The organism is Actinacidiphila sp. bgisy160, assembly GCF_057707815.1.
In genome coordinates, this window is sequence record NZ_JBYIQW010000023.1 from 1 (window position 1) to 26,039 (window position 26,039).

The window sequence follows — 26,039 nt, forward strand, 5'->3', positions numbered from 1 at the left end:
CCCCCCCTCCCCCCCCCCCCCCCCCCACGCCGTCGTGGAGGTGACGGGGTGGGCCGTGCCGGCCACGGGGATGCGGCGGCACGGCCCGGATCCGGTGCCGGTCAGCGGCGGCCGCTCCAGGACTTCACGTCGACGACCCGGCGGTGGTCGTTGCGCAGGGTCGCGGTGTCACGGCGGTCCCAGACGGAGTTGCGGCGGTCCTGGAAGACGTCGTGCCGGCCGTCGCGGCCGAAGCCGGTGTGCACGCGGACCTTCGAGTGGCCGAAGAGCCGGACGTTGCCGAAGCGGTAGCGGTTGCCGTCACGGTCCGACAGGGTCCAGCCGCGCAGGTTGACCGAGCCGCGGCCGGTGTTCACCACTTCGATCCATTCGCCGCGGGCGAAGCGGCCGTGGCCGTCGCGGGTGTTGACGTCTCCGATGACCACCCGGGACCGGCCGTGGTCGCGGTGGTCGCGGTGGTCCGCCGCGGTGGCCGGCAGGGCGGCGGCGGCCACGACCGCTCCGGAGGCGAGGACGGTGGCGACGACACGACGGGTGATACGAGCAGACATGATGCCCCCTCAACAAATATGCGTTCCCGGTCCCTTCGGGCCGTTCCCGCGGTGCGGATGCTTCGGCGGTTGCCGATGACCCAACTCTGGCCCAGTGGGACGCGCACAACCGGAACAATCGCTTCGCGTTACAGAATGCGGACATATCCGTAACTGTTAGTTGTAAGCGACATCTGTCAATCTCGACTGACATATCGACTGGCTGCGTGATGCACCCATCCGCTGGGCGCCGCCGTACGGGCCTTTCGGCGTCACCCACACGAGTGCACTGATCGCCGGGCGGCCCCCGGCGGCCGGAGAAGGACCCCGTAACGGAGAATCGCGCCATGACGACACGCGACACGGACCACGGGGGCGGCCCGCAGGACGACCAGCGCTATCTGCTGGACAACCGCCGGGCCGAGGCGGGGACACGTTTCGAGGCCTTCGCCGAGCTCTTCGACCCGGTGACGTTCCGGCACGTCGACGCGCTCGGCATCGCAGCGGGGATGCGCTGCTGGGAGGTGGGTGCCGGGGGCACCTCGGTACCGCTCGGACTGGCCGCGCGGGTCGGCCCCGGCGGCACCGTGGTCGCCACCGACATCGACGTGTCGTGGACCCGTGACGCCGCGGGCGGCACGGTCGAGGTGCTGCGGCACGACGTCGCCGCCGACCCCGCGCCGCCGGGCGGGTTCGACCTCGTCCACGCCCGGCTGGTGCTGGTGCACGTCGCCGACCGGGCGGAGGCGCTGCGGCGCATGACCGGCGCGCTGCGCCCCGGCGGATGGCTGCTGCTGGAGGACGCCGATCCCGGGCTGCAGCCGCTGCTCTGCCCGGACGAGTCCGGACCGGAGCAGCGGCTCGCCAACCGCCTGCGCTCGGGCTTCCGTGCGCTGATGGCCGAGCGCGGCGCGGACCTGGCCTACGGGCGGACACTGCCGCGGCTGCTGCGCGAGGCCGGGCTGGAGGACGTAGGAGCCGACGCGTACTTCCCGATCACGTCACCGGCGTGCGCCGTCCTGGAGACGGCCACGGTGGGGCACATCAGGCAGCGGCTCGTGGCGGCCGGGCTGGCCACCGACGAGGAGGTCGAGCGCCATTTGGCGAACGTCGCCACCGGCATGCTCGACCTGGCCACGGCGCCCATGGTCTCCGCCTGGGGCCGCCGGCCGCTCAGCGCGGCGGGCTCCTGCCCGGACCCCGGCCGGTGAGCCCGGGCAGCCGGTCGTGCGCCGGCGCCGAGTCCGGGACCGGTACGGGCGGCCGAAGGGCCACGTGCCGTCGTCGGAGGCCGCCCGGAAAGCGGTGAGCAGGGCGAGCGCGGCCTCCGGGGCGGACTCGCCGGGGCGGTAGTCCAGCCCCGTCGCCCGGGCCAGGTCCCAGCCGTGGACCAGCAGCTCGTTCAGGGCGAAGCGGCCCGCGGCGTCCGCCGGCAGGGCGATCCCGCCGGCCCTCGTCTCGCCCTCCCACGCCCCGGGACCGTTCCAGTCCTCCGACACCTCGGTCAGCAGCACGGGCAGCGCGTCATACCAGGCGGGCGGGAGCTCGGGGAGAAAGCCGCCGGGATCGGTTTCCGTGGCCGGGCCGAAGTCCTTGCGGGCGGCGTCGTGGAAGCCGGCGCAGAGCCCGGCGATGTGGCCGATGAGGTGCGCCACCGTGCAGTGGGGACAGGGCTTGGGGGCGTCGAGGTGCTTGTCGCCGATCTGCTCCGGCAGCGGGCTCACGTCCCCGGCGGCCGGGCGGAGGCCGGGATGATGCGTCATGGGGATCCCCTGGTTCGCTTGCCGTCTCCATGAAGACCTGCACGGCGCCGCGAACTCGTCGGCGTACCCGGCGACGGCCGCCTCCGGCCGTGTCCCGGCAGGTCACGGCGGTGCCGCAGGCACCGCGTGCCTCGGATCTTGACGGCGGGCAGTATTGGTCTGTGGGAATCCTTGGGTGTGCCAGGGCCGGGTGGGCGTGACAGGTGGACATGCGCGGCACGCTGTTCGCCGACGCCCCTGACGGTGTCCCCCGGTCCAGAGGCGACGCCTTCGCCGTCGTGGACGCGCGGGGCACCGTGAGGAACTGGACTCCCGGCGCGGAACGGCTGCTGGGCTGGGCGGCCGCCGAGGCCCGCGGGCCGGTGTCCCGGCTGCTGTGGTCACGCCGCGACGGTGCCCGCGTCGCGGGCCTGGTGAGCCCGGAGCGCTCGGTCTTCCTGGGCCCGCTGCTGCTGCGGCACCGGGAGGGCCTGCCGGTCGGGGTGGTGCTGTGGGGACACCCTCTCGCGCCCGACCACTGGCTGCTGCAGGCGGAGGACGCCGAGGCGGTACGGAACGACGACCTGCTCGGCGCGCTGCTGCGCGGCCTGTTCACCGAGTCCCCGTTCATCATCGACGTCTTCGACACGGACCTGCGCTTCCTGGCCCGCAACGACTCCCGGATCCGCGCGACGGGCTTCCCCGACGACTTCGTCGGGCGCACCATGCGCGAGGTGGCACCGCCCGGGCTGCTGGACGCGGACGCCTTCGAGGCGCGCCAGCGGCTGGTGCTCGCCTCGGGCCGGGCGATGATCGGCAGCGAGGTGCACGGCCGCGACCCCCGCGACCCGGACCGGGACACGGTCTGGTCCGAGACGATCCTGCCCCTGCGCGGCGCGGACGGCGACGTGGTGGCCCTGGCCCACATGGTCTTCGACCTCACCACGGAGGCCCGGACCCGGGAACGGCTCGACCTGGTCAACGAGGCCAGCGCGCGGATCGGCAGCACCCTGGACGTGCTGCACACGGCGCAGGAGCTGACGGACGTGGCCGTGCCGCGGTTCGCCGACTTCAGTTACGTCGACCTGCTGGACTCCGTGCTGGGCGGCGAGGAGCCGCTGCCCGGGCCGGTCGCCGAGGCGGTGCCCCTGCGCCGTGCGGCGGCGACGATGGTGCCCGGTGGCCCGGCCCAGACCGTGGTCCCGCCGGGCGCGGTGGACGACTTCGCGTCCCAGCCCGGCACCCCGGCCGCCCGGGCGCTGGCCACCGGCAAGCCCGTCCTGCTGACGGGCGAGGAACTGCTGGTCGAGCTGGAGGCCGCCGATCCCGCCCGGGCGGAGCGGATCCGCGGCATCGACGTCCGGTCCTGGCTCCTGGTACCGATGTCCGCGCGGGGGGCGGCGCTGGGCGTGGTGCTCTTCGTGCGGTTCACCCGGGCCCATGCCTTCGAGGCGGACGACGTCCTGCTCGCCCAGGAGTTCGTCACGCGCGCCGCGGTCTGCATCGACAACGCGAGCCGCTACACCCGCGAACGGGCCACGGCGCTGGCGCTGCGGCGCAACCTCCTGCCGCGGCGGCTGCCCGCGGTGGCGACCGTGGAGGCCGCCTCACGCCACCTGTCCCGGGGCGGCCGGGCCGAGCCCGGCGGCACCTGGTTCGACGTCATCCCGCTCTCCGGCGCGCGTACCGCCCTGGTCATCGGCGAGGCGGGCGGGCACGGGCTGCAGTCGGCGGTGTCCATGGGCCGGCTGCGGACTGCGGTGCGCACGCTGGCGGACCTGGACATGACACCGGAGGAACTGCTCACGCATCTGAGCGACCAGGTCACGCGGTTCCACGAGGAGCAGGGCGGGCTCACTCCGGGAACCCCCGCACCGACCTGTCTCTACACGATCTTCGACCCGATCACCATGCGCTCCGCCATGGCGAGCGCCGGGCATGCCCTGCCGGCGCGGGTGAGCCCCGACGGCAAGGTCTCGGTGACCGGGACCCCGGCGACGCCCGCGCTGGGCACCGGCGGCGTGCCGTTCGAGTGCCAGGAGGTGACCCATGCCGACGGCGATCTCCTCGCCCTCTACACCGACGGCCTGCTCGCCCCGGAGTCCGGGGACGAGGCGGCACTCCGGCTCGGCGAGGCACTGGCGGGGGCCGGTCCCGGAAGCGGTCCCGGTGAGATCGCCGACGAGGCACTGCGCCGGCTGGTACCCGGGGGGCATCCCGGGGAGGACATGGCGCTCCTGGTCGCGCGGCTGCGCCGGCTGCCGCCGGACCGGTACGCCACCTGGGAACTGGTGAACGAGCCTGAGTCCGTCGGGCAGGCGCGTGGGATGGTCATCGCGAAACTGGCCGAGTGGGACCTGGCGGAGCTGGAGTTCACCACCGAGCTCCTGGTCAGCGAGCTCGTCACGAACGCGATCCGCTACGGCTCACCGCCGGTGCGGCTGCGGCTGATCCGTGACCGCCGGCTGATCTGCGAGGTCGGCGACGGCAGCAGCACCTCCCCGCACATCCGGCGCGCCCTGGAGACGGACGAGGGCGGACGCGGGCTCTATCTGGTCTCGCAGGTCGCGTCGCTGTGGGGCACGCGCTACCACCCCCGCGGCAAGACCATCTGGGCCGAGCAGCCGCTGCCCGCGACGCCGGGCGGGACGACGGAAGATGCCTGACCTCGTTGACACCACGGCGGCCGTACTCCCACCCTGGTGAATACGTTGCATATCGCACAAAAGGTTGAAGTTGTGACAAATACCCTGAAGAATCGCATAGTTCATCTGGCCGGCGCGACCTGTGCCGCCGCGCTGCTCGCCGCGACGGCGGGCGTGGCGGGCGCCCAGGCGGCTCCCCGGCCCGCGACGGCGACGGCGCACTCGCCGACCTCCGCACCACAGAAGGCCTGCACGGGCTACCACTACGACGACAACCACACGCGCATCTGGGAACCGCCGGGCTGCACCCCGCCGTGACCTGAGTCCGGACGAGCCCCTCAGAACGTGATCACCGACACCGACCCGGAGCCCCCGTTGGCCACGTAGACCTGCTGCCCGTTCGGCGAGACCGCCAGCCCCGCCGGGCGGGAGCCCACGGGGACGGTGCCGACCTCGCGCGTCGCGGTGTCGATGACGGACACCGAGTCCGAGGTCCCGTTGGCCACGTACACCCGGCGCCCGTCCGAGGCCACGGCGACCTGTGCCGGGGCGTGGCCGACGGGCACGGCCTCACCGACCGTGCGGTTGCTCGCGGTGTCGATCACCGACACGGTGCCGGATGTCCCGTTGGCGACGTAGAGGCGGCTCCCGTCGGAGGAGATCTCCACCCCGTCCGGCCCGTCACCGACCGGGATGGGGTCACCCACGGTGCGGTGCGCGGCCGTGTCGATCACCGACACCGAGTCCGAGCCGTAGTTGGCGACGTACGCCCGGCGCCCGTCCGGGGAGACCGCGACGCCCTGCGGGAACGCGCCGACGGGGATGGGGCCGCCCACGGTGCGGTGCGCGGCCGTGTCGATCACCGACACCGACTGGGAGCTGCCGTTGGCCACGTACACCCGGCGCCCGTCGGGGGACACCGCCACCCCCTCGGGGCCGTCGCCGACCGCGACAGGGCTGCCCACGGTGCGGTTCCTCGTGGCGTCGATCACCGACACGGAGGCGGAGTTGCTGCTGCTGACGTAGACCCGGCGGCCGTCCCCGGACACGGCGATGTCCTCCGGGGAGTCGACGGGGATGGGCCGGCCCTCCGTGTGGCTGGTGGCGGCGTCGATCACCGACACCGAGTCCGAGGTGAAGTTGGCGACGTAGCCCCGGCTACCGTTCGGGGACACGGCCAGCCCGTGCGGCGAGGTGCCGACCTTGACCGAGAGCACGGAGGCGGGCGCGGCCAGTCCTTGCCCCGGAGAGCCGGACCGCGCCAGGTACACGCCCGCGCCCACCGCCGCCAGGGCCACCAGCACCGCCCCGGCCAGGATCCCGGCCCTGCGGCGCCGGAGCCTCGGCGGGCCGGACGGCGGCGGGCCCTCGCCGGGCTTCCGCGGCAGCGGCCCCGGGGGCGGGCCGGGCAGATCCCGTTCCTCCCGCTCGGCCGGCGGCGGGAGTTCGGTCGTCGGGGCGGCCGACGCCAGGAGGCGCGGCGGCTTCGGCGCGGGCGGCGGCTCGGGCGGCGGCTCGGGCGGCGGGGGCCGCGCCGGGGCCGCGGGCTCCTCTGGAGGGGCCGGGTGGAGGTGGTACGGCTGGGCGGCGACGGCGGTCAGCCGCCGGACGGCCTCCTCCCCGCCCATCCGGTCCGCGGGGTCCTTGGCGAGCAGTCCCACGAGGACCGGCGTCAGCCGGGTCTCCCTGCGCGGCGGGGTGGGCGGCTCGAAGAGCAGGGCGCTCAGGGTGGTCAGGGCGGTCTCGCGGTCGAAGGGGCCGTTGCCCTCCAGCGCGTAGTACAGGGTCGCGCCGAGCGAGAACAGGTCGCCCGCCACGGTGGGCGGCTGGTTGTTGGCCCGCTCCGGGGCCATGAAGCGCGGGGTGCCGAGGATCTCCAGCGTCGCGGTGAGGCGGGCCTCGCCCGAGGAGGGCTCCAGGGCGATGCCGTAGTCGGTGAGCATCACACGGCCGCCGCCCTCGGTGGGGCCGGAGGGTCGCGAGCCGGGATGGGTCAGCAGGATGTTGGCCGGTTTGACGTCCCGGTGCAGGATGCCCAGGCGGTGGCCCTCCAGGAGGGCGTCGAGCACGGCCAGCCCGATCCGGGCGACCTCCGCGGGTGGCAGCGGCCCGCGCTCGCGCACCACCGCCTCAAGGTCCATGGCGCCGGGGACGAACTCCATGACGATCCACGGGAGGCCGTCCTCCTCCACGATGTCGTGGACGGTGACGACGTGTGGGTGGTTTCGCAGCCGGGCGGCGTGCCGGGCCTCGCCGCGGGCCCTGGCGATGCGGGAGCTCACCTCGCGTTCGGGGACACCGGGCGGCAGGACGATCTCCTTGACCGCGACCTCGCAGGCCAGTTCCTGGTCATAGGCGAGCCACACCCGACCCATGCCGCCGGCGCCGAGCCGGCGCAGAAGCCGGTAGCGGCCGGTGACCACGCGCCCGACGTCCTCGTGCGCTCCTGCCATGGCACTTCCTCGGCGAGCGATGAAAGCCCCCCTCCTCCACGTATCGCATATCGCCTGAAGTGCAGCAAATCGCCGAAAAGGCGCGCCACTCGTGCGCCTTTCCGCCGGCCGGAGGCTCAGCCGGCCCGGGTCCCCCGCATGCCGCCGGTCAGGGCGGGGACGGGCAGCTCGGTGACGGGTGCGGCGCTGGAGGTGCTGCGCAGCAGGAGCAGCGCGGCGTCGTCGTGCAGCCTGCCCCCGACGTGGTCGAGCAGGTCGTCGTGGAGCGCCGCCAGGGTGCGCGCGGGGTCGTCCGTCAGGTGGCGCGTGACGCGCTCCTCCAGGGGGTAGAAGCGGCGGCCGTGGTCGCGGGCCTCGACGACGCCGTCGGTGTAGAGCAGCAGCTGGTCGCCCTCGGAGAAGGGCAGCACCTGGAGCACCGGCTCCTCCCCCGCGAGGGCGCGCAGCCCCAGCGGCGGGACGGGCCCGGAGGACTCCACGGCGACGACGTCGCCCCCGCGCAGCAGCAGCGGCTGGGCGTGACCGCAGTTGACGACCTCCATGCGGCCCGGGCGCGGGTGCCCGACGACGACGGCGGTGACGAAGTCGTCCGGCCCGAGGTTGCGGGCCAGGCTGCGCTCGATCCGGTCGACGACGTCGAGCAGGTCGGGCTCGTCGTAGGCGGCCTCGCGGAACACGCCCAGCACCAGGGCGGCGGTGCTCACCGCCGGCAGGCCCTTGCCGCGGACGTCGCCCACGATCAGCCGCACCCCGTACGGCGTGGGCACCAGGGCGTACAGGTCGCCGCCGATCCGGGCCTCGGCCGCTGCGGCGCTGTAGCGCACGGCAACCTGGAAGGGGCCGACGGTCTCCGGCACGGGCAGCAGCAGCGCGTGCTGCGCGGCCTCGGCGACCGACCGGACGGCCGCGAGCACGCGCTCGCGGCGCGTGCGGACCGCGGCGCCCAGCCCGCTCGCCAGGGTGACCGCGGTCAGCGCGGCCAGACCGATGGCCAGCTTGTCGCCGGGCGTGCCCTTGTACGCGCCGAGGACGGCGGCCAGCGCCACGGCGAGCACGCCGACCCGCAGCACGCGCCAGGGGCCCGCGATGGCGGCGGCGAGCGCCGGGCCGACGGCGAGCAGCGGCAGCCAGTCCGGACCGCTGCCACTGACGAAGGCCACGAGGGCCACCGCGCAGATGATGAGAACGGGCGCGCCCATGGCGAAGCGCCACGTGGTCCGGCCGCAGTGCCGCTGGTCCGGGGCTTGACTCATGCTCGTCCGCAATCCCTGCCTGTGCGAGGCGTCACACCGCCGCTGTCCGTTTCCCACCAGTTAATGGGTGTGTGGACCCAGGACACAAGGCGGGAATTTCAGATAGTGAGCGACAGGCCCCGGGTCACGCGGCTCGCAGTCGTGAGCAGGCTGACGCGCACCTCCTCCAGAACGGCGACCCGGTCCGCGCGGAGCGACACACCGATCGAGCCCAGGGTGGTGCCGCTGTAGACCGGCACCGCGACGCAGACCGTGCCGAGGGCGTACTCCTCCAGGTCCATGACAGCGGGGGGCGCGGACACGTTCTCCAGGCGCCGCAGCAACTCCGCGCGGTGGGTGATCGTGCGTGGGGTCAGATCGGCCAGTGCGTGACGGGAGAGGTAGTCGTTGCGGGACTCCTCGTCCAGCTCGCGCAGCACGCACTTGCCGAGCGCCGTGGCGTGTCCCGCCTCCTCGAAGCCCACCCACAGGTCGACCCGCGGGGTCCTGGGACCGTCGACGATGTCCGCCACGCGGATCTCGCCGTCCTCGTAGAAGGTCAGGTAGGCGGCGGCCGACAGATCGTCGCGCAGTGCCGCCAGCGCCGGCCTGACGCGGCTGAGCGGCATCTGCGGCCGGCTCGCGGAGTGCAGGGCCTCGAGCTTCTCGCCGAGGGCGAAACCGCCGTCGTCGAGCTTGCGAACGTAGCCGTCATGGGTGAGGGTCCGCAGCAGGTGATAGGCGGTGGCGAGCGGCAGGCCGGTCTCGCGCGCCAGCTGCTTCGCCGGCACGCCGCCCTCGTGTGCGCCCACCGCTTCCAGCAGGCGGAAGGCCCGCTGGACGGACGTGATGAGTGTCGGCCCGCCCTGAGCAGCCATGCCTCCAGCCTGCGCCCCCCGCCCGGCCACGGCAAGCGCCGGATGGCAGCACCCGCCGCACCTCTCGTACCGCTTTGCGCGGACGCCTGCCGGCACGACGGCGCTACGCCGGGGGCAGGCCCCGATGGAGCTCATCGTCACGACGCGGGGGCGGGACGCCGGGGACGAGCCGCGCTCGTTTCACGAGTGGCTGCCCGGCGACACTATGTGCGGCGCAACGCCAAGGCCGCCCTCGACGGGGGGTGCGGCCCCGGCGACAGCCTTCGCGCACGGCGGCGTCACGGTCACCCTGTCCGGGCAGGGCGTCGAGACCGCCGCCCGCGTCCTGGAGGTCCTGCACACCCCGGCCGATGAGCCGAGCGGCCGCCGCCCCGTCCGGAACCATCGCGGTCCTGACCGGTATCAGCGCCTGTACGTACCGTGGGCGAACCTTGGCTCGGCCGGCCCGGGTCCGTCGCCGTTGAGCCCGGCACCTCGATGCCGTACGACGGGGCGTCGCCGATCTCGTCTGCGGCGGCGTCGGAGCGCCGATGCGTTCCGGAGGGCCGCTCGCGACCACGAAGTCCCGTCCCGCCTCCCGCAGGGCCGCGGCGGTGTCCATGGCGCGGCCCAGACCCTCGAAGGCGGCGTCGGCGTCCGCGCCACAGTGGTTCTTGTGCGCCAGGTCGGCGACGGTGACGAACCAGCGCCGGCCCCAGGCGTCGGTCGCCGTCCAGTGGTGGTCGCCGAAGCCGGCGGGCTCGTACGCTCATGACGCCGCGTCAATCCCCCACGCGCGCAGCACGCCGGCCGGCTCCGCCTCGCCGACTCCCTCGGGGCGTGGCCTCATACGGCACCCCTGCGGAGGCGCTCCCCGACGGTCCAGGCGGGGCGGCGGCTGGGGAAGAGCGTGCCGCATAGAGTGCTGATCATCCGTCCACCCGGAAGGACCGACGTACATGTATGACGCACTTCTCGCCGAGACCGTGACCGTCACGGGCCACGGCGGCGACCGCATCGAGGCGTACTCCGCCCGCCCCATGGCCCCCGGTCCGTTCGGCGGTGTCGTGGTGGTCCACCACATGCCCGGCTACGACGGCCCCACCAAGGAGATCACCCGGCGCTTCGCCGCGGAGGGCTTCGCGGCCGTCTGCCCGAACCTCTACAGCCGTGAGGCGCCCGGCGCGTCGCCGGACGACGCGGCCGCGGCGGCGCGCGCGCAGGGCGGCGTGCCCGACGAGCGCTTCCTGGGGGACTCCGCGGGCGCCGCCGAGTACCTGCGGGGCCTGCCGTCGTCCAACGGCAGGGTCGGCGTGATCGGCTACTGCTCCGGCGGGCGCCAGGCCTTCCTCGCGCTGGCCTCGCTGGACATGCAGGCCGGCGTCGACTGCTACGGCGCCTTCGTCGCGGGCCGGCCGCCGGAGGGCTTCCCCCTCCAGGTCGAGCCGATCGTCCACCTGGCGAAGGACCTGCACGGCCCGCTGCTGGGGCTGTTCGGCGCGGAGGACGGCTACCCCTCCCCCGAGCACGTCGCCGAGCTGGAGGCGGAGCTGAAGGCGCAGGGCAAGCCGTACGAGTTCCACACCTACGAGAACGCGGGTCACGCCTTCTTCGCCGTGAACCGTCCGAGCTACCGCAACGAGGCGGCGGTCGACGGCTGGTCGAAGGTCCTGGCCTTCTTCAGGGAGCACCTCTGATGTGCACGTACCTCACCGAGAAGATCCGCATCGACGGCAGCGGCAAGGGCGCCCTGGGCTACTTCGGGCTGACCGAGGCCATGGTCTACGTCGACCACCCGCAGCACGCGCCGTACGAGCACACCGTCAACATCGACTTCCTCAACCCGGCGCTGGGGCCCTCGGCCCGGGTCGCCGTCGAACTCACCGAGGAGGCGGCGCTGGCCCTGGTCGACGCGATCCGCTCCGCGCTGGCGGCTGCCCCGCCGGGACTGGCCTCCCCAGGGCAGGCCGCCACGGCGGCACGCTGACGGCAGGGGCCGTCATCCCGGGACCGTGACCTGGATCAGGGCGTGCGTGCCGCTGATGCGCCACGCGGTGCCGTCGGCGTCCAGCCGGGCGACGGTCTCCGGGGCGAGCCCGGCGACGGTGTCGGACTTGAGGGTGCGAAGGGTGGCGACCGGACCCGGGAAGTAGGCGGTGACGTCCTCGAACGGCACCGTCGGGGGCCAGAGCCGGTCGTCCACCAGGCGGCGGTAGTTGAGGTCGCCCTTCATCACCGTCAGCCGTGCGGCCGCCAAGCGCTCCCGCAGGTCGTCAGGCATGTCGCGGTAGCCGAGCGGCGCGCAGGCGAAGGGGTGCGCGGTCAGGACGAGCCGGCCCTCGCGCAGGGCCGCGAGCAGCCGTCCGCCGATGCGTGCGGCCTCGCCGGGGGCGGCGGTCATCCGGCGCAGGCAGGACAGAACGTCCTGGGTGGTGGCGTCGGAGACGTAGTACGGGTGCGGTTTGACGAGCAGGTGGACCTCGGCGGCGCGTCCGCTCGCGAGGAGGTCGTCGACGAGGGCGAGGTCGGCCAGGACCTCGCGGGCGCTGTTGTCGGTGACCACGACGACTGTGCCGCCGTCCAGCAGGGACCACAACCGCTCCGACGCGTCAGCGACGAGCGTGCCGGCCGCCTCGGGGCCGGTCGCCTCGGCCACCATGGTGAAGCCGAGGTCGGCCTGGTTGCCCCACACGGCGGCCGCGAGCAGCGTGTGTTCCCGGTCGGCGGGGGCGAGCGCGGGCAGCCCGTCCATCGCGGCGAGGTCGGCGGCGAAGCCGGGACCGTCCAGCTCGGCGTCCTTGAACGGCGCGAACAGGTCCACGCCGTGCCACGCCCCGGCGGCGAGGTACCCGGCGGGGTCGAGCAGCCGACGGTAGAAATACGACTCCGCCCACAGGAAGGGCAGTTCGGGCCACGGCCGCCCGAAGCGCCCCGCGCCCCACTCCTCCCACGCCGCCCGGTCCGGCGCGTCCCGCGGCAACGGGGCGACCGTGCCGGAGCGCGACTCCTCCAGCAGCGCCGCGAAGTCCCGGCGGCGCTCAGGGCCGTAGGGGACGGCGTCCAGGATGCGGCGGATCAGCATCGGGTGCCGCTCCTGGAAGACGCTCCGGGCGAAGGACCCGGGCTCGTCACAGGTGATCGGCGGGGCCTGCGGAAGCGCGGGCCGAGGGAGGCCTTCGGGGTGTCCACCCATGCGTCGTCGTCCTCCAGCGGTCGGGGCGGGGGCAGCGGTCGCGGGCATTCTCACAGGAAGCGGAGGGGAAGTGGGGGCACCCGGGCCGTACGGTGGCACGCCGCACGCGGAGTTCCCGTCCGGCGCGGCTTCGGGCACGCTGTCCACGGCGGAGGGCCGGGCGGCAGGACGGCCGGGAGCGACGGGGAGGGCGCATGGCAGGGGTACGCACCGGGGCGGAAGGCGACGAGGTGCCGGTGACGGCCGTGCTCAGGAATGTGGGGCCCCGGGCGACCGACGTCGTCGCCGGCTGACCGGTCTTGGCGCCGCGCACTGCCGGGCCCTCACGGGCCGGACCCCAGTCGTCGTACTGCGGAACGTGCCGGAGGGGCACGCCGCGTCGGCCGGCGCCGCGCTGCGCGCCGCAGGGGCCACCGCCGATGTCGGAGATCCCGAGCGGACGCCGGACCTCGACCGGCCCTCGCCCAGGGACGGGAGCGGCCACTGCCGCCGGAGGTCTTACGGCTGCTGAAGGACGTGGGGGCTCCGCCGCGGCTCGCGGCCCATCTGCGGCTCGTGCACGACGTGGCGTGCGAACTGCTCGCGTGGGCCCGGGAGTACAGCCGTCCCTGGTCGTGGACCGTGGAGCCGTGCGCTTCGGCGCGGCCACTCATGACATCGGCAAGGCACTGCACGTCGCCGAGTTGTCCGCGCCGGGCAGCGCTCACGAGAGGGCGGGCCGCGCGCAGCTGCTGGCGCAGGGCGTCACGCCGCGCCTCGCGCGCTTCGCCGCCACGCACGGTTCGTGGACGGACGCGGCCGTCACCATGGAGGACCTGCTGGTGAGCGTGGCCGACAAGGTCTGGAAGGGCAAACGCGTCACGGAGCTGGAGGACCTGGCGTCGACCACCTGGCCGGGGCGCGTGGGCGGCCAGTGGCACGACGGCGTGGTCTGGCACAAGATCCGGTACCGGTACGGGCGGCACGCGGTCCAGGTGAAGGTGACGTTCCTCGAGGGCGAGGGCTTCCCCGTCGTCTACTGGCGCACGTACTGGTGGAACCCGGACGCGATCCGGGTCGTGAGCTTGAACGGACCTGTCGGTTGACAGCAGCCGACAGGCCCCGGACGCCGTCTTCCTCAGTAGTGGTCCGAGAAGGAGTGTCCGCAGCGTCCGCATTCAAACCCTTCGCCAACGAACATGATGCAGCTGCACTTGTAGCACGCGCCGTAGCCCTGGCGTAGTGGTTGCGGCATGAGGGAAGTGAGGGAGTTGCGGCGAGGTTTTGCGTGGGGGCGAAGCCTCTGCCTCTCGGCTGACAAAGTGGACATGTCAACATCGAAGCACGTCCTCACCTTGGTCGCACTTTGATCGGTCCCCGGCCGTGGCCAGCCGGGTTCACCCGGGACGTCACTGGCCCGGAGCAGCACCTCGCACGGTGTACCGCCCCGGGTTCCACGCTGTCGTTATGCGCGCGATCTGGACCGGCTACGTCAGCTTCGGCCTGGTCAGCCTGCCCGTCCGCCTCTACTCGGCGACCGAGGAGCACGGCACGGGGTTCGATCGGGTTCATGCGCGCGATGGCTCCGGGATCAGGCACCGGAGGGTGTGTGAGAGTGAGGGCGTGGAGGTCCCGCAGTCGGAGATCGCGCGCGGGTGTGAGCGACCGGACGGCCGGACCGTCGCGCTCCTCGGGGAGGACCTGGCCGCGCTCCCCCCGACGAAGCGCACGGTTGAGGTCCTGGGGTTCATCGACGCGGGCGACGTCGACCCGGTGCTCTACTCCCGCCCGTACTGGGTCGGCGCGGCCGGGGAGCAGGGGCAGCGGCCGTATGCGTTGCGGTTGAGGCCCTGGCACGGCACGACAGCGTGGCGGTCGCCAAGGTCACCTTGCGCACCCGGCTGCGGCTGGCAGTGCTGAGGCCACGGCTCGGGATGCTCGTGCTCCACACGCTGCTGTGGCCGGAGGAGATTCGCGAGCCCGGCGATCTGTCCTCGCCGGCGCCGGTGACGGAGCGGGAGCTGGAGCTTGCCGTGCTGCTGATGGACCAGCATGCCGGAAGGGAGATCGCCGAGCTCCACGACGAGTACGCGGCAGCGCTGAGGCAGCTGGTGGTGGCGAAGATGACGGGGGCGGGGCTGGAGGAGCCGGTGCCGGCCATGGACCTGATGGCGGCGCTGGAGGCGAGCATCCGCGAGGCCGGGGGGCGTTGACGCGCGCCTGCGTGTGCGCTGTGCGGGCACGCGATCGAGCGCCGCCTCATTCGTGGGATGCCGGGGTGTTCTTCGTGGTGCAGATCCACGACGCGAGCAGCATGCTCTTCGACTTCCGGCTCGTGGTGGACGGCGTGCTGAAGAGCTGGGCCGTCCCCAAGGGTCCGTCCGGCGATCCCCATCACAAGCGCCTCGCGGTACCGACCGGGGACCACCCGCTGGAGTACGCGGACTTCGAGGGCGTCATCACCTCCGGGGAGTACGGCGGCGGCACAGTCGTCGTCTGGGACGAGGGCGGCTACCGGCCGCTCACCCACGGCCCGTTGGCGGAGGCACTGGCACACGGTCACGCCTCGTTCCGGCCGAACGGCACGAAGCTGCGCGGTGGTTACTCCCTCACCCGCACCCACGGCGGCCCGGACGGCAACCGCGAGGCGTGGCTGCTGGTCAAGCGGGTCGACGAGCACGCCTGCGCCCACCACTCCACCGACCCCCGGCGCGCCCGCTCGGCCCGCTCGGGCCGGACGCTGCGGCAGGTGGCGGCCGGGTCGGAGCCGGAGCGGCCGTGACGGTCCGCGCGCCGGACGCCGTAGGGAGCACGGATACGCCCCCGCCGGGCCGGCTTCCCGGGGACGTGTGGGCGCGGCAGCGCCGTCGCAGGGGCCTGCTGCGGCACCGGGTGCGGCGGGCGACGGTGCGCAGGTAGGGTCGTCGGCCGGACGCGAGAGACGGGGGACGATGGAGCTGCTCCGGGCCGACGAGCCGGGCGGGCCCGAACCGGCGTACGCCCGCGCCGTGGCGGGCTGGACCGCCACCGCGCGCGAGGTCGCCCTGTGGTGCGGCCGGCAGGAGCACCCGGTGCCGGACGAGGTCGTCGCGGGCTGGCGGGACGCGGAGGACGTCGAGGCGTACCTGCTGTACGACGGGCGGGAGCTCGTGGGCTACGGCGAACTCTGGCTGGACGCCGAGGGGGACGAGGTCGAACTGGCCCGCGTCATCGTCGCACCCTCCGCCCGCGGCCGAGGCGTCGGGCGGCGCCTGATCGCCGAACTGACCGCCCGGGCCCGGCTGACCGGTCTGGCCGAGGTCTTCCTGCGCGTCCACCCCGACAACGCCGGCGCCCTGCGGTGCCACCTCGGGGCAGGGTTCCTCCCCGTGCCCGCGGAGCAGGCCGCGGAGTGGAACGTGCCGCAGCCGGTCGCGTACGTCTGGCTGCGGCACGCGGGCTGAGACGGCGCCGCCGGGCGGGGCCGGCTTTGTCCCCATCAACAATCCCGCAATGGATTGACATGCCCTCATCAGGGCTTGACGCTTGAGAGCGCTCTCACGAGCTTTACCGCCCTCGCGGCGCACCTCCGCACCACACAAGGAGGAAGCACGTGCACATCCCACGCAAGCGGTTCCCGGCCCTGTTCGCCGCGCTGCTGACGACGGTCGGCCTCACCGTCCTCGGCACCTCGTCCCCCCGCGCCGTGGCCGCCGTCCCCGCCACCATCCCGCTGACGTTCACCAACAACTCCGGCCGCAACGAGCCCGTCCACCTCTACGACCTGGGCACCGAGCTCGCAACCGGCCGCCAGGGCTGGGCCGACGCGGGCGGTACCTTCCACCCCTGGCCGGCCGGGGGCCACCCGCCGACCCCGGCACCCGACGCCTCGATCGCCGGACACGAGCGCGGCCGGCTTCTACCAGGACGCCGTGACCAACCACTACGCCCGTGAGATCCACGCGCGGATGGCCGACGGCAAGGCGTACGCCTTCGCCTTCGACGACGTCGGCAACCACGAGTCGCTGGTCAACGACCCCGGCCAGCAACAGGCGTACATCACGCTGGACCCGCTCGACTAGGGCAGCAAGGAACCCGGGCCGGGCCGTCCGGGCCCGATTGTCAGTGGCGCGGCCTAGGGTGGGGACGACACAGGAACCGTGACGAGAGACTGGAAGTCCCCATGACGACCCTTTCCGACCGTCCGAACTCCGCGCTGCTCGTCATTGACGTCCAGAACGGGGTGGTGACCGGATCCCACAACCGGGACGACGTCATCGCGAACATCAACACCCTGATCGGCAAGGCACGGGCCGAGGACGTGCCGGTGATCTGGGTGCAGCACTCGGACGAGGGCCTCCAGAAGGGCAGCGAGAGCTGGCAGTACGTGCCGGAGCTGGTGCGCGAGGAGTCGGAGCCGCTGATCCACAAGCTCTACGGCGACTCCTTCGAGGACACCGAGCTGGAGGCGGTGCTCGCCGACCGCCGCGTGGGCCGGCTCGTCGTCACGGGCGCCCAGACCGACGCCTGCATCCGCTCGACCCTGCACGGGGGGCTCGTCCGCGGCTACGACGTCACGCTCGTCGGCGACGCGCACACCACGGAGGACCTCAGCTCCTACGGGGCGCCCGGCCCGGAGCTGGTGATCGCGCACACCAACCTCTACTGGCAGCACCAGAGCGCTCCCGGGCGCCGCGGCGGCACCGTCGACACCGCGGAGGTCTCCTTCACGGCAGCCGACGCGGGGTGAGCCGCCCGGGCCGAAGCGCCCGCCCGTCGGACCGGTGCAGGCGACCGCGGACCGTGCGCTGTCCCCGACGTCGGCCTGCCCGAGGCCCTTCGTGAAGCCCGTTCCTCCCCGTGGGCCGTGAGGGCGGCTGCCGGGCGGCGCCTGGCAGCCGCCGCGGGAGCGCGGAGATGGGCGGGCCACTGCGAAGCCGGCACGTTTCCCCGATCCGCGTTGCCGTGTTCTCCCGCGGATCATGGCCCATCAGCGGTCGCCGGACCCCGCGTGGACCGCCGCAGCGTGGATCGGCCCCTCCGAGCCGCCGAGCGGGGACCCAGAGCCGCCGCGCCGCCCCGCGATGATCTGGGCGGCGATCGAGACGGCCGTCTCCTGGGGTGAGGGCGTCGAGGACGACCGGCGAGCTGAGGCGGGCGAGTCCGGCGTGAGTCCGCGAGCTCACGCATCGCGGCGCCTCAGACGAGCCAGACGACGAGCAGGACGACCGCGACGACCACCACGACCGCGACTGCGGCCGGCATGGCCCGCTTGAGCACAGCGCCCTTGGCGACACCCACGAGGTCGATCGGCTCGGGCTCCGCGGGTGACACCAAACGACTCGGTGGCGGCCTTGACCGATCCCGGTCGGGCCACGGCGACGAAGGCCCGCAACTGCGTGTGTCTCAGGGGGCCATTACATCTGTTCGAGCGTCAACTGCGTCAGTCAGGATTGACCATTCTCTGCAGTTGCCGTTGACCGACCTCGTCCGCGGCGCGAGTGTTCCCCCCACGTGCACCACCCCGCATCGACCCACACCGTCCACCGTCCGGGCAGGGAAGGAGGGTGCCGTGCAGGTACCCGCTTCGTTCGAGTACCAACGGGCGCAGAGCGTGGAGGAGGCCCTGGAACTGCTGGGGCGCTTCGGCGAGGAGGCCAGGGTCCTCGCGGGAGGGCACAGCCTGCTCCCCATGATGAAGCTGCGGCTGGCCGGGCCGGAGGTGCTGGTCGACATCAACGACCTCACCGAGCTCGACCACATCGACGAGACCGGCGGCGAGCTGCGGGTCGGCGCCCTCACCCGGCACCGCACGCTGCTGGAGTCGCCTCTGGTCGGCCGGTACTTCCCGATCATCCACGACGCCGAGCGGGTCATCGCCGACCCGCCGGTGCGCAACCGAGGCACCCTCGGCGGCTCGCTGTGCCAGGCCGACCCGTCCGAGGACCTGTCGGCGGTGTGCGCGGCGCTGCACGCGGTCGCCGTGATCCGCGGCGCGGACGGCGAACGCAGCGTCACCATGGCCGACTTCCACCGCGGCCCGTACGAGACGGCGGTCGGCGCCGGGGAGATGCTCACCGAGGTACGCTTCCCCGTCCGGCCGGACTCCGGCAGCGCGTACGAGAAGCTCGAGTGCAAGGCCGGCGACTGGACGCTGGCGGCGGCCGCCGTGGCGCTCTCCCTCGACGACGGGCGCATGAGGCACGTCGGCGTGGGTCTGGCGGCGGTCGGCGCCGACGGGCTGCACGCGGAGGCGGTGCAGGAGCTCCTGGAGGGCCGCGAGCCGTCGCCGGAGCTCTTCGAGGAGGCCGGGCGCGTGGCGTCGGCGAGCTGCTCGCCCGTCACCGACCACCGCGGAACGGCCGATTACAAGCGGCATCTGGCCGGAGACCTGACCAAGAGGACCCTGCGACGCGCCGTCGCGCGGGCCGGCGCCCCCGCCGCTGCGGTGAGGGAGGGATGACGGACGCGCGGATCACGGTGAACGCCAACGGCGAGGACCACACCCGTGATGTCGTGCGCCGTACGCGGCTACGACGTGCCGCGCAGCCGGCTCGGCGCCCACGTGCTGATCTACGGCTCCGGAACGACGGGCCTGATGATGCTGGAGCTCGCCGAGCGCACGGGGGCGGCGAGCGTGGACGTCGTCGACGTCAACCCCGAACGGCTCGCCACCGCACGGCTGCTGGGCTGCGACCGCACGGCCGCCTCGGCGCAGGAGATCGTCCGCCCCCGCGGCTGGGAGGTCGTCGTGGACGCCACCGGCAACGCCGCCGCGATCCAGGACGGGCTGCGAAGGGTCGGCAGGGGCGGCACCTTCCTGCAGTTCGGCGTCGCCGACTACGCCGCCCGCGCGGTCATCGAGCCGTACCGGATCGACAACGAGGAGATCACCATCACGGGCTCCATGGCGGTCCCGCACAGCTACGAGCGGGCCGCCGAGCTCTTCGCCGCCGGGGTGCTGGACCCCGGGGTGTTCATCAGCGACCGCTTCCCGCTCACCGACTACCCGCAGGCCATCGAGCGCTTCACGGCGGGCATCGGCCGCAAGATCCTGGTGCGGCCGTGACGACGCCCGCCACTCTGGTCGCCGGCGAGACGCTGACCGACGTGGTCGCCGGGCCGGGCGGGACCGCGTCGAACGGCCGGTGGCCCTCGCCGACGTGGCGAAGGCCGGCAGGAGGACCTCGGCCGGCTCCACCCCGGACGCGATCCCGTGGAGGTCGCCGCCGACTGGGCGCGCCGCGGTCCGCGCCTGGTCGTCCTCACCCGGGGCGCGGAAGGCTCCGACGCCCACTGGGCCTCGGGCGGACGGCACCGGGTCCCCGCCCACCCGGTGCGCGTCGTCGACACGATCGGCGCCGGTGACGCCTTCATGGCGGGCCTGCTCGCCGGTCTCCTCTCCGCCGGACTGCTCGGCACGGGGGGGCCCGCAGGCGACTGCGCGCGGCCGCGGACGGCGGTCCCGTGCCGGCCGCGGTGGCCGGCGCCCCGGCGCTCGCCGCGCGGGTCGCGGCTCTGACCTGCGGGCGGGCGGGCGTGGACCCGCCGTTCCTGGCGGAGGTGGCGCCCGTCGTGTGATGATCCGGCGGACGGCACTCCCACGCACCGAGGGGCGATACGACGATGTGGCCGCGGGTCGACGGAATGCGCTCCATGGAGCTCGGCACACCCGACGCGCTGCGGGACGAGCTCAACTCCCTGGTCCTGGCGGGCAAGAAGACCGCCACGACCGGGCTGCTGTCCGAGTACGTCGAGGAGACCGAGGGTCTGGAGTTCGTCGGCGAGCGGCTGGCCCTGCTGGACCGGGAGAGCCACTGCGTCGGCGTCATCGAGATCACGGGCGTGGAGGTGACGGCTTTCGTGGACGTGACGTGGGAGCACGCCGCCGCCGAGGGCGAGGGGGACGCCTCCCTCGCCGACTGGCGGGCCGGGCACCGCCGTTTCTGGGAGCGTGCGGGCACTCCTGTCGCGGACACGACGCCCGTGGTGTGCCTGGAGTTCCGGCTCGTCACCGCGGGCGGCTGACCGTGCGGATCCGCATCGAGGCGCGCGACCTGCCCTGCCGCGCCTTCGGCGACCCGCCCCGCGGAACTCCCGGACCCCCGGCCCGGTGACGCCGAGGAGGCGACGGGGGACCTCGACTGCCGGATCCGTGAGGCCCCGGGCGGGCTCGACGTCACGGGCCCTACGTCCAGGGCGGCCCCGGCGCCCGCTTCGTCCACCTGTCCTGGGCACCGTGGACCGCCCGGGCGACTTCACGATGTTCCGCCGCGCCACGCTCATGCTCGACGGCTTCGAGCCCCGCACGCTGCGGGAGGCCGCCCGCACCGGGACGCTCGTCGGGCTGGGCCTGACCGATGCCGGGTCGGCCCGCTGCGCGCTGCCGTACGGCCGCCGCTCATCACGTGGTCGGCGCCCGCGCCGCACGCCGCCGACCGACGACGCGCGCTTGAGCGGAACCACCACCCCACCGGTGGGCGCGCCCGCGGTCCGCACGACCGCTTCCGCTTTCCCACCGGCGCCGGGCAGTGGTCCCGCTCCGTCACACGGGGGCTCGGGTCCCTCAGTCCTCTCCCCTGACGATGTTCCAGTCCTTGCCGCTGTCGGGCTCCCGCTGCGGCGGATTGCCCCGGCCCTCCTTCACGACAGCGGGCCGGCACGTGCGTATCTGCTGGTCGCGGGGAATGCGGGTACTGGTCGGGTGGCCGTTGCGTGTGTCCACGGCTGGGCGCCTCCTCAGGTCTACGACACCGCATACCCATTCGAACGTGATTTACACGACATAACATTCCTGATCATGACATGCTTTCCGCATCGATCCACGTCGCAGCGGGGGGGCGTCGCGCTGCGCGGTGGCCACGGTACGGACCGTGCCGACCAGGGCGTGGGCGCGCGGTCACGCTGTGCGGCTGCCCAAGGCGCGCGGCGGAAACCCCGGGCGCCCCGATTCAGCGCGTGGGATGCCACTCGGCGAGCAGGACGGTGGCATCGTCGTCGAGACGCCCGTGCCGGTGCGCCAGGATGGCGTGGACGAGCCGCCGCAGGACCTCCGGCGCGGGATCTCCGAGCGCGGTGGCGTGCACGACGTACTCGGTGAGGCGCCGCTCGCCGAACTCGTCGCCGCCCTCGACGCGGCACTCGGTCACACCGTCGGTGTGGATCAGGATCCGGTCACCGGGCTCCAGGCTCGTGGAGTGGACGGAACGCGGCCGGGCGCCGTACTCGGGACCGAGTCCGAGGGGCAGGTCCGGGTCGCGTTCCAGGGCGCCGGTGACGACGTGCCGGGCGCGGATCAGCCGGGGCGGGGGGTGCCCGCAGTTCGCCCACGCGAACTGGCCGCTGCGGACGTCGAGGTCGGCGAAGACCGCGGTGGCGAGCCGGTCCGGGATCCACTCGGCCAGGGTCTCGTCCACGGTCTTGACGATCTCGCCCAGGTCGGCGCCGGCCCGCCTGGCCGCCCGGCAGCCGGCCAGCGCGACGGCCGCCGCGAGTCCCGAGGCGAGGTCGTGGCCCATCGCGTCGACCACCGTCAGGTGCAGGTGGTCGTCCTGCAGGCTGTGGTCGAAGGCGTCGCCGCCGATCTCGTAGGCCGGTTCCAGCACCGCGCTGGAGGTCACCTCGGCGGTGCCGAGGGTCCGCGGCGGGAGGAAGGCCCACACCAGTTCCGCGGCGGCGCTCATCGGCCGGCTGCGGACGAGCCGCAGCATGTCGTCACTGAACCCCGTCTTGGAGACGATCGTCAGGGTCGTGACGTCGGCGAGCGCGCGGCAACGGGCGAGCAGTTCCGGGTCGATCCGGTGGGCGACGACCTCCATGACGCCGATCCGCTCCACGCCGTCGACGAGCGGGAACCACATCGTGATCCGGTCGCCCCGCTCGCTCAGGCGCAGCGAGACCGTCCGGTAGGCGGCGCCGGCGGGCGTGCCGTCGACGGCCACGGCGCGGCGGGCGGGTGCGGCCGGAGCGCCGGGCAGCGGGACGAGCCTGGACTGCTGGACGTCGGCGAGGAGGACCGTGACGTCGTCCAGGCCCACCTCGTGGGCGGCACGTGCGAGGGCGGCGCCCCAGTCCTGTGGGGCGACCTCGTGCGAACGCTGCAGGAGCCCGCTCAGCAGGGTGCCGAAGCCGGAGTCGTCCACCGTCACCATCACCTATCGGTGCGCCGTCCCCGTCGCGGGGCCGGAACGTGTGGCACCTGCCCCGGACGCCACGACCGAAACGTCGCACCGGCCCTGGCCTGCGGCTCCGCCCGGCGGCGCGGCGGCGCGGCGGCGCGGGGCTCCACGGATCGCCTACAGGCGCCGGTTCCCCAGAACGTCATATTCCAGCAAATCGAGTGCTATACGGGCGTGCCGCACCTTAACGGACACGGCCCAGGCCCGACGCTTCTGGTGTCCCACCCGTGCGGGTGCCCACGGCACCCGCGGAGACAGGAGTCGATCCATGCGCGTTTCCCGTTTCGTGGCCGCGGTCGGTGTGGCCGTGGCCGTCGTCCTGGGCGGTGCGGCGGGCGCCGGTGCCGTCACGCCGGAGTCCGTCCGCGCCCACGGCACGCACGCCACGCACGGCGACCACGGCCGCGGCCACCACAGCCACCACGGCAAGCGTCACCACCACCGCTGGCACGGGCACCGCCTGCACCGTCACCACCATGTTTTCCACCACCACCGCCGCTGACCCGCGGCCCGATCCAGACGGACCCCCCCGGGGGCGCCGCTCCGCGAACGCGGAGGGCGCCCCCGGGCGCGTGCGGGCCCGCAGGCTCAGGCGGTCTGCGCGCCGCGCAGCGCGGCGTACGGCCCGCCGCCCCCCGCGGATCCCGGCGTACGAGGTCCCGGAGCCGCAGGTCGCGGGCATCGCGGAGTCCGGATTCGAGTCGCCCGGATTCGGGTCGCCGGGCTTCGAGTCGCCCGCGTCCCCCGGCCCGGACTTCACCGGTCCCGGTCCGCTGGGCGGCACGGACCCGGACGACGGGGAAGAAACCGTGCCCTCCCCGCGTTGGCATGGGCGGATCAAGAACCGCCTGAAAGGAGGCGAGCGGTGAAGGTACGTGCCTCGCTGCGTTCCCTCAAGAACGCCCCCGGCTCGCAGATCGTCCGCCGCCGCGGCCGCGTCTACGTGATCAACAAGAGGGACCCCCGCTTCAAGGCCCGCCAGGGCTGACCCGCGGATCACGAAGGGCGCCGCGCGCCGTCTCACCACGGCGCGCGGCGCCCCGTTCGCGTCCGGGTGACCGGGGCGGCGCCAGGGAGCGCAACAGCAACAGCGCGATGTCGTCGCTGCGCCGCCGGCGCTCGGCGGTAAGGGCGAGCACGCCGTCGGCGACCCGGTCCAGCGAGAGCTCACCGGCCGCCGAAAGGTAGTCCGAGAGGCCGGCCAACTCGGCGTCGACGTCCGTCCCCGGGCACTCGACCAGCCCGTCGGTGTAGAGCATGAGGACCGACCCTGACGGGAACGGGAACTCGACGGTGCGGTAGACCGCCTCCGCGTCGATGCCCAGCAGCGGTCCCTGGGCGAGGTCGAGCGTCCGCACACGGCCGCCCGGGTCCCGCAGCAGGGGGTGCGGGTGGCCGGCCCCCGCCGCCATCGCCCGCTGCCCGTCCGGGTCGAGGTGCAGGTACAGGCAGCTGGCGAGCAGATCCACGGCCAGATCGACCAGCAGCCGGTTCGTGCACTCCATGACCTGGCCGGGGGACTGACCGACGGCGGAGTACGCCCGCACCGCAGTACGGACCTGGCCCATCAGACCGGCCGCGGCGACGTTGTGCCCCTGCACGTCGCCGATCACGGCGGCCGGCCGGTCCCCCACGCGGAGCAGGTCGTAGAAGTCGCCGCCGATGTCCATGCCCTCGGTGCCCGCCAGGTACCGCGCCGCCGCCTCCAGGCCCGGGAACGCCGGCAGGGTCCGCGGGAGCAGCGCGGACTGCAGGCCGTGGGCCAGCCGGTGCTTGGCGTCGTAGAGCCGCGCCCGCTCCAGGGCCTGGGCGATCAGCCCGCCGAGGCTGGTCAGCAGGGCCCGCTCGTCGGCCCCGAAGCGGTGCGGTTCCGGATACCCGAGAACGCAGGTGCCGACGGCGCGACCGGAGGCGATCAGTGGGAGGTAGGCCCACGCCGCCATGCCGTCACAGACCGGCGGGCGGTCGGGGAAGCGCTCCCGCATCTCCCGCTCGGACTCCATGAACGCCGGCGCACCGCCGGCGAGCACCTGGGCGACGGGCGTCGGCACGGACATCGCCATGCCGTCGTAGCGGTCGAGGATCGACGGATCGCGGTAGCCCCGGTGGCCGAGCACGCGCATCCTCCCGGCCTCCGGGGTGACCACGGCCACCACCCGGCTGCCGACGGCGGGCATGATCTCGTCGGCGACCAGGTCGATCACGTCCTGCACGCTGACGGCCTCGGTGAGCGCCCCGGACAGGTTCACGAGGTGGGAGACGGCCACCAGGCCGATCGCGGGCTGCGCCGGACCCCGCGCCGCGAGAGACGCGGGGTCCCGCGCCACCGGGCCGCGGGCCGATGAGATGAGCACGCTGACGCCGTTGCTGCTGGGATGGAGCTGGAAGGTGAGCCAGTCGCCCGGCGGGCGCAACGCGGTGAACGAGGTGGCCTGTCTGCTGATCAGCGCCGCGCGGTGCCGCTCCTGGTGCACCGAGTCGTCGAGCCAGGGCAGCGTCCGCCACAACGGCTGCCCGAGCAGCTTGCGCACCGGTACGCCCAGCCGGCGGGAGGCCGCCCCGTTGGCGTAGGTGACCCGTCCGTCCAGGTCGAGGGAGCACAGCCCCTCCGGCAGCCGGCCCACCATGCGCACCGCCTCGACCCCCGAGGAGACCCTGGTGACCGGGGCGCCGATCGTCACGTCCTGCCCGCGCCGGACCGGCCGGCCCGCGGCCGCCTCGTACTCCAGACTCCGGGCGAGCCGGCCGCAGGCCGCCTCCAGGTGCTCGCGCTCCCAGTCGGACAGCTCGGGCGGATGGGCGCCCGGCCAGGTGACGAATACGGAGCCGTAGACGGCGTCGGCGGTCGCGACGGGCAGTGCGGCGAGGGTGAACGGGTACGGCAGGACGAGCGCTATCCGCGGGTACCGGCGCGCCATCTCCTCCTCGCTGCCGACCCAGACCAGCCTGCGTTCCCGCACCGCCTCCACCACGGGGATCGGGGCGCCCAGCCCGACTCGCTCCCAGGGCGCGGCGAAGGCGCGGGGCAGGCCGGCCATCACGGCCATCTCCAGCACCGGCTCGCCGGGCGCGAGGAGGTAGATCCCGCCCGTGTGCGCCCGCACGCCGTCCATCATCGCGAACAGCGCCGGTGCCAGCAGGCCTTTGCCCGTCCGCTCCCCGGCGTCGGGACGGGACGAAGCGGGAGGGGACCCGTCCGGCACGGGTATCACCTCCTCCGCCTCTTCCCGTCCAGACTGCATCGGCGCCGC

Annotated in this window: 24 protein-coding genes and 6 pseudogenes; 19 read left to right on the plus strand and 11 right to left on the minus strand. The window is 73.9% G+C overall.

What is annotated here, in order from left to right; genetic code table 11:
* Positions 1-101 precede the first annotated feature (101 nt).
* Positions 102-551 (minus strand): lamin tail domain-containing protein, encoded by a 450-nt coding sequence (locus tag AC3EUJ_RS19260; RefSeq protein ID WP_431962914.1) that lies wholly within the window; start codon positions 549-551, stop codon positions 102-104.
* 326 nt (positions 552-877) lie between these two features.
* Between AC3EUJ_RS19260 and AC3EUJ_RS19265 the strand changes: the two genes are divergently transcribed.
* Complete coding sequence (locus tag AC3EUJ_RS19265) at positions 878-1,741, plus strand: class I SAM-dependent methyltransferase (RefSeq protein WP_431962916.1); 864 nt, start codon at positions 878-880, stop codon at positions 1,739-1,741.
* 105 nt (positions 1,742-1,846) lie between these two features.
* Here AC3EUJ_RS19265 and AC3EUJ_RS19270 read toward each other — a convergent pair.
* Positions 1,847-2,293 (minus strand): annotated as a pseudogene (locus AC3EUJ_RS19270) (TIGR03086 family metal-binding protein); the annotation flags it as partial.
* 209 nt (positions 2,294-2,502) lie between these two features.
* Here AC3EUJ_RS19270 and AC3EUJ_RS19275 point away from each other — a divergent pair.
* The gene (locus AC3EUJ_RS19275; protein WP_431962918.1) at positions 2,503-4,938 is read left to right on the plus strand and encodes a SpoIIE family protein phosphatase; all 2,436 of its coding nucleotides are present in this window, start codon (positions 2,503-2,505) and stop codon (positions 4,936-4,938) included.
* A gap of 72 nt (positions 4,939-5,010) precedes the next feature.
* Entirely contained in the window at positions 5,011-5,235 is a 225-nt protein-coding gene (locus AC3EUJ_RS19280; protein WP_431962920.1) for a hypothetical protein, read from the plus strand.
* A 20-nt stretch (positions 5,236-5,255) separates the two neighbouring features.
* Here AC3EUJ_RS19280 and AC3EUJ_RS19285 read toward each other — a convergent pair whose 3' ends face one another.
* From AC3EUJ_RS19285 to AC3EUJ_RS19295, 3 genes are all read right to left on the minus strand, one after another.
* Positions 5,256-7,370, minus strand: a complete 2,115-nt coding sequence (locus tag AC3EUJ_RS19285; RefSeq protein ID WP_431962922.1) for a protein kinase domain-containing protein — start codon at positions 7,368-7,370, stop codon at positions 5,256-5,258.
* 116 nt (positions 7,371-7,486) lie between these two features.
* Positions 7,487-8,569: a PP2C family protein-serine/threonine phosphatase gene (locus AC3EUJ_RS19290; protein ID WP_431963105.1), complete on the minus strand. Its 1,083-nt coding sequence runs from the start codon at positions 8,567-8,569 to the stop codon at positions 7,487-7,489.
* A 152-nt stretch (positions 8,570-8,721) separates the two neighbouring features.
* Positions 8,722-9,480: an IclR family transcriptional regulator gene (locus tag AC3EUJ_RS19295; RefSeq protein ID WP_431962924.1), complete on the minus strand. Its 759-nt coding sequence runs from the start codon at positions 9,478-9,480 to the stop codon at positions 8,722-8,724.
* Positions 9,481-10,418: 938 nt separating this feature from the next.
* Here AC3EUJ_RS19295 and AC3EUJ_RS19300 point away from each other — a divergent pair.
* Both AC3EUJ_RS19300 and AC3EUJ_RS19305 read left to right on the plus strand, forming a co-directional pair.
* Complete coding sequence (locus AC3EUJ_RS19300; protein ID WP_431962926.1) at positions 10,419-11,156, plus strand: dienelactone hydrolase family protein; 738 nt, start codon at positions 10,419-10,421, stop codon at positions 11,154-11,156.
* Positions 11,156-11,446, plus strand: coding sequence for a DUF6295 family protein (locus AC3EUJ_RS19305; RefSeq protein WP_431962928.1), 291 nt, complete (start codon positions 11,156-11,158; stop codon positions 11,444-11,446). The genes AC3EUJ_RS19300 and AC3EUJ_RS19305 overlap by 1 nt, the downstream gene beginning before the upstream one ends.
* 12 nt (positions 11,447-11,458) lie before the next feature.
* On the opposite strand, the gene AC3EUJ_RS19310 is transcribed toward AC3EUJ_RS19305, so the two are convergent.
* The gene (locus AC3EUJ_RS19310; protein WP_431962930.1) at positions 11,459-12,652 is read right to left on the minus strand and encodes a damage-control phosphatase ARMT1 family protein; all 1,194 of its coding nucleotides are present in this window, start codon (positions 12,650-12,652) and stop codon (positions 11,459-11,461) included.
* A 629-nt stretch (positions 12,653-13,281) separates the two neighbouring features.
* Between AC3EUJ_RS19310 and AC3EUJ_RS19315 the strand changes: the two genes are divergently transcribed.
* The 7 genes and pseudogenes from AC3EUJ_RS19315 (at position 13,282) to AC3EUJ_RS19345 (ending at position 17,360) form a co-directional block, all read left to right on the plus strand.
* The gene (locus AC3EUJ_RS19315; RefSeq protein ID WP_431962932.1) at positions 13,282-13,737 is read left to right on the plus strand and encodes a hypothetical protein; all 456 of its coding nucleotides are present in this window, start codon (positions 13,282-13,284) and stop codon (positions 13,735-13,737) included.
* A 361-nt stretch (positions 13,738-14,098) separates the two neighbouring features.
* Positions 14,099-14,844: pseudogene (gene ku, locus AC3EUJ_RS19320) on the plus strand (non-homologous end joining protein Ku).
* Positions 14,845-14,855: 11 nt separating this feature from the next.
* Positions 14,856-15,413 carry a DNA polymerase ligase N-terminal domain-containing protein gene (locus AC3EUJ_RS19325; protein ID WP_431962934.1) on the plus strand — a complete coding sequence of 186 codons (558 nt, stop codon included), beginning with the start codon at positions 14,856-14,858 and terminating at the stop codon, positions 15,411-15,413.
* 169 nt (positions 15,414-15,582) lie between these two features.
* Positions 15,583-16,074, plus strand: a complete 492-nt coding sequence (locus tag AC3EUJ_RS19330; protein WP_431962936.1) for a GNAT family N-acetyltransferase — start codon at positions 15,583-15,585, stop codon at positions 16,072-16,074.
* Between the two features lie 149 nt (positions 16,075-16,223).
* A pseudogene (locus AC3EUJ_RS19335) lies at positions 16,224-16,526 on the plus strand (sugar hydrolase); the annotation flags it as partial.
* A gap of 16 nt (positions 16,527-16,542) precedes the next feature.
* Positions 16,543-16,692: a beta-1,3-glucanase family protein gene (locus tag AC3EUJ_RS19340; protein ID WP_431962938.1), complete on the plus strand. Its 150-nt coding sequence runs from the start codon at positions 16,543-16,545 to the stop codon at positions 16,690-16,692.
* A 101-nt stretch (positions 16,693-16,793) separates the two neighbouring features.
* Entirely contained in the window at positions 16,794-17,360 is a 567-nt protein-coding gene (locus AC3EUJ_RS19345) for a cysteine hydrolase family protein (protein WP_431962940.1), read from the plus strand.
* Between the two features lie 240 nt (positions 17,361-17,600).
* On the opposite strand, the pseudogene AC3EUJ_RS19350 reads toward AC3EUJ_RS19345, so the two are convergent.
* Positions 17,601-17,772 (minus strand): annotated as a pseudogene (locus AC3EUJ_RS19350) (XdhC/CoxI family protein); the annotation flags it as partial.
* A gap of 37 nt (positions 17,773-17,809) precedes the next feature.
* Entirely contained in the window at positions 17,810-17,944 is a 135-nt protein-coding gene (locus AC3EUJ_RS19355; RefSeq protein ID WP_431962942.1) for a hypothetical protein, read from the minus strand.
* A 238-nt stretch (positions 17,945-18,182) separates the two neighbouring features.
* On the opposite strand from AC3EUJ_RS19355, the gene AC3EUJ_RS19360 reads away from it, so the two are divergent.
* From AC3EUJ_RS19360 to AC3EUJ_RS19380, 5 genes and pseudogenes are all read left to right on the plus strand, one after another.
* Positions 18,183-19,073, plus strand: coding sequence for an FAD binding domain-containing protein (locus AC3EUJ_RS19360; RefSeq protein WP_431962944.1), 891 nt, complete (start codon positions 18,183-18,185; stop codon positions 19,071-19,073).
* A gap of 48 nt (positions 19,074-19,121) precedes the next feature.
* Positions 19,122-19,679, plus strand: a pseudogene (locus tag AC3EUJ_RS19365) (zinc-binding dehydrogenase); the annotation flags it as partial.
* A 147-nt stretch (positions 19,680-19,826) separates the two neighbouring features.
* Positions 19,827-20,132: a carbohydrate kinase family protein gene (locus tag AC3EUJ_RS19370; RefSeq protein ID WP_431962946.1), complete on the plus strand. Its 306-nt coding sequence runs from the start codon at positions 19,827-19,829 to the stop codon at positions 20,130-20,132.
* Positions 20,133-20,266: 134 nt separating this feature from the next.
* Positions 20,267-20,638 carry an ASCH domain-containing protein gene (locus AC3EUJ_RS19375; RefSeq protein WP_431962948.1) on the plus strand — a complete coding sequence of 124 codons (372 nt, stop codon included), beginning with the start codon at positions 20,267-20,269 and terminating at the stop codon, positions 20,636-20,638.
* Positions 20,639-20,814: 176 nt separating this feature from the next.
* Positions 20,815-20,967 (plus strand): annotated as a pseudogene (locus tag AC3EUJ_RS19380) (hypothetical protein); the annotation flags it as partial.
* A 209-nt stretch (positions 20,968-21,176) separates the two neighbouring features.
* On the opposite strand, the gene AC3EUJ_RS19385 reads toward AC3EUJ_RS19380, so the two are convergent.
* A complete protein-coding gene (locus AC3EUJ_RS19385; protein ID WP_431962950.1) occupies positions 21,177-21,335 on the minus strand; it encodes a hypothetical protein in 159 nt (52 codons plus the stop codon).
* Positions 21,336-21,561: 226 nt separating this feature from the next.
* On the minus strand, positions 21,562-22,761 hold the full coding sequence (locus AC3EUJ_RS19390) for a PP2C family protein-serine/threonine phosphatase (RefSeq protein ID WP_431962952.1): 1,200 nt from the start codon (positions 22,759-22,761) through the stop codon (positions 21,562-21,564).
* A 295-nt stretch (positions 22,762-23,056) separates the two neighbouring features.
* Between AC3EUJ_RS19390 and AC3EUJ_RS19395 the strand changes: the two genes are divergently transcribed.
* The gene (locus tag AC3EUJ_RS19395; RefSeq protein ID WP_431962954.1) at positions 23,057-23,290 is read left to right on the plus strand and encodes a hypothetical protein; all 234 of its coding nucleotides are present in this window, start codon (positions 23,057-23,059) and stop codon (positions 23,288-23,290) included.
* Positions 23,291-23,653: 363 nt separating this feature from the next.
* A complete protein-coding gene (gene ykgO, locus AC3EUJ_RS19400; RefSeq protein ID WP_018562490.1) occupies positions 23,654-23,776 on the plus strand; it encodes a type B 50S ribosomal protein L36 in 123 nt (40 codons plus the stop codon).
* Here the strand turns inward: ykgO and AC3EUJ_RS19405 are convergent.
* A complete protein-coding gene (locus AC3EUJ_RS19405; RefSeq protein WP_431962957.1) occupies positions 23,757-25,991 on the minus strand; it encodes a SpoIIE family protein phosphatase in 2,235 nt (744 codons plus the stop codon). The two genes, ykgO and AC3EUJ_RS19405, sit on opposite strands and share 20 nt — an antisense overlap.
* Positions 25,992-26,039 lie beyond the last annotated feature (48 nt).

Bases quoted from the DNA above. Each gene is read 5' to 3' on its own strand.
- AC3EUJ_RS19260 (WP_431962914.1), bottom strand. From the start codon at position 551: ATGTCTGCTCGTATCACCCGTCGTGTCGTCGCCACCGTCCTCGCCTCC.
- AC3EUJ_RS19265 (WP_431962916.1), top strand. From the start codon at position 878: ATGACGACACGCGACACGGACCACGGGGGCGGCCCGCAGGACGACCAG.
- AC3EUJ_RS19275 (WP_431962918.1), top strand. From the start codon at position 2,503: ATGCGCGGCACGCTGTTCGCCGACGCCCCTGACGGTGTCCCCCGGTCC.
- AC3EUJ_RS19285 (WP_431962922.1), bottom strand. From the start codon at position 7,370: ATGGCAGGAGCGCACGAGGACGTCGGGCGCGTGGTCACCGGCCGCTAC.
- AC3EUJ_RS19290 (WP_431963105.1), bottom strand. From the start codon at position 8,569: ATGGGCGCGCCCGTTCTCATCATCTGCGCGGTGGCCCTCGTGGCCTTC.
- AC3EUJ_RS19295 (WP_431962924.1), bottom strand. From the start codon at position 9,480: ATGGCTGCTCAGGGCGGGCCGACACTCATCACGTCCGTCCAGCGGGCC.
- AC3EUJ_RS19300 (WP_431962926.1), top strand. From the start codon at position 10,419: ATGTATGACGCACTTCTCGCCGAGACCGTGACCGTCACGGGCCACGGC.
- AC3EUJ_RS19305 (WP_431962928.1), top strand. From the start codon at position 11,156: ATGTGCACGTACCTCACCGAGAAGATCCGCATCGACGGCAGCGGCAAG.
- AC3EUJ_RS19310 (WP_431962930.1), bottom strand. From the start codon at position 12,652: ATGGGTGGACACCCCGAAGGCCTCCCTCGGCCCGCGCTTCCGCAGGCC.
- AC3EUJ_RS19330 (WP_431962936.1), top strand. From the start codon at position 15,583: ATGGAGCTGCTCCGGGCCGACGAGCCGGGCGGGCCCGAACCGGCGTAC.
- AC3EUJ_RS19345 (WP_431962940.1), top strand. From the start codon at position 16,794: ATGACGACCCTTTCCGACCGTCCGAACTCCGCGCTGCTCGTCATTGAC.
- AC3EUJ_RS19375 (WP_431962948.1), top strand. From the start codon at position 20,267: ATGGAGCTCGGCACACCCGACGCGCTGCGGGACGAGCTCAACTCCCTG.
- AC3EUJ_RS19390 (WP_431962952.1), bottom strand. From the start codon at position 22,761: ATGGTGACGGTGGACGACTCCGGCTTCGGCACCCTGCTGAGCGGGCTC.
- AC3EUJ_RS19395 (WP_431962954.1), top strand. From the start codon at position 23,057: ATGCGCGTTTCCCGTTTCGTGGCCGCGGTCGGTGTGGCCGTGGCCGTC.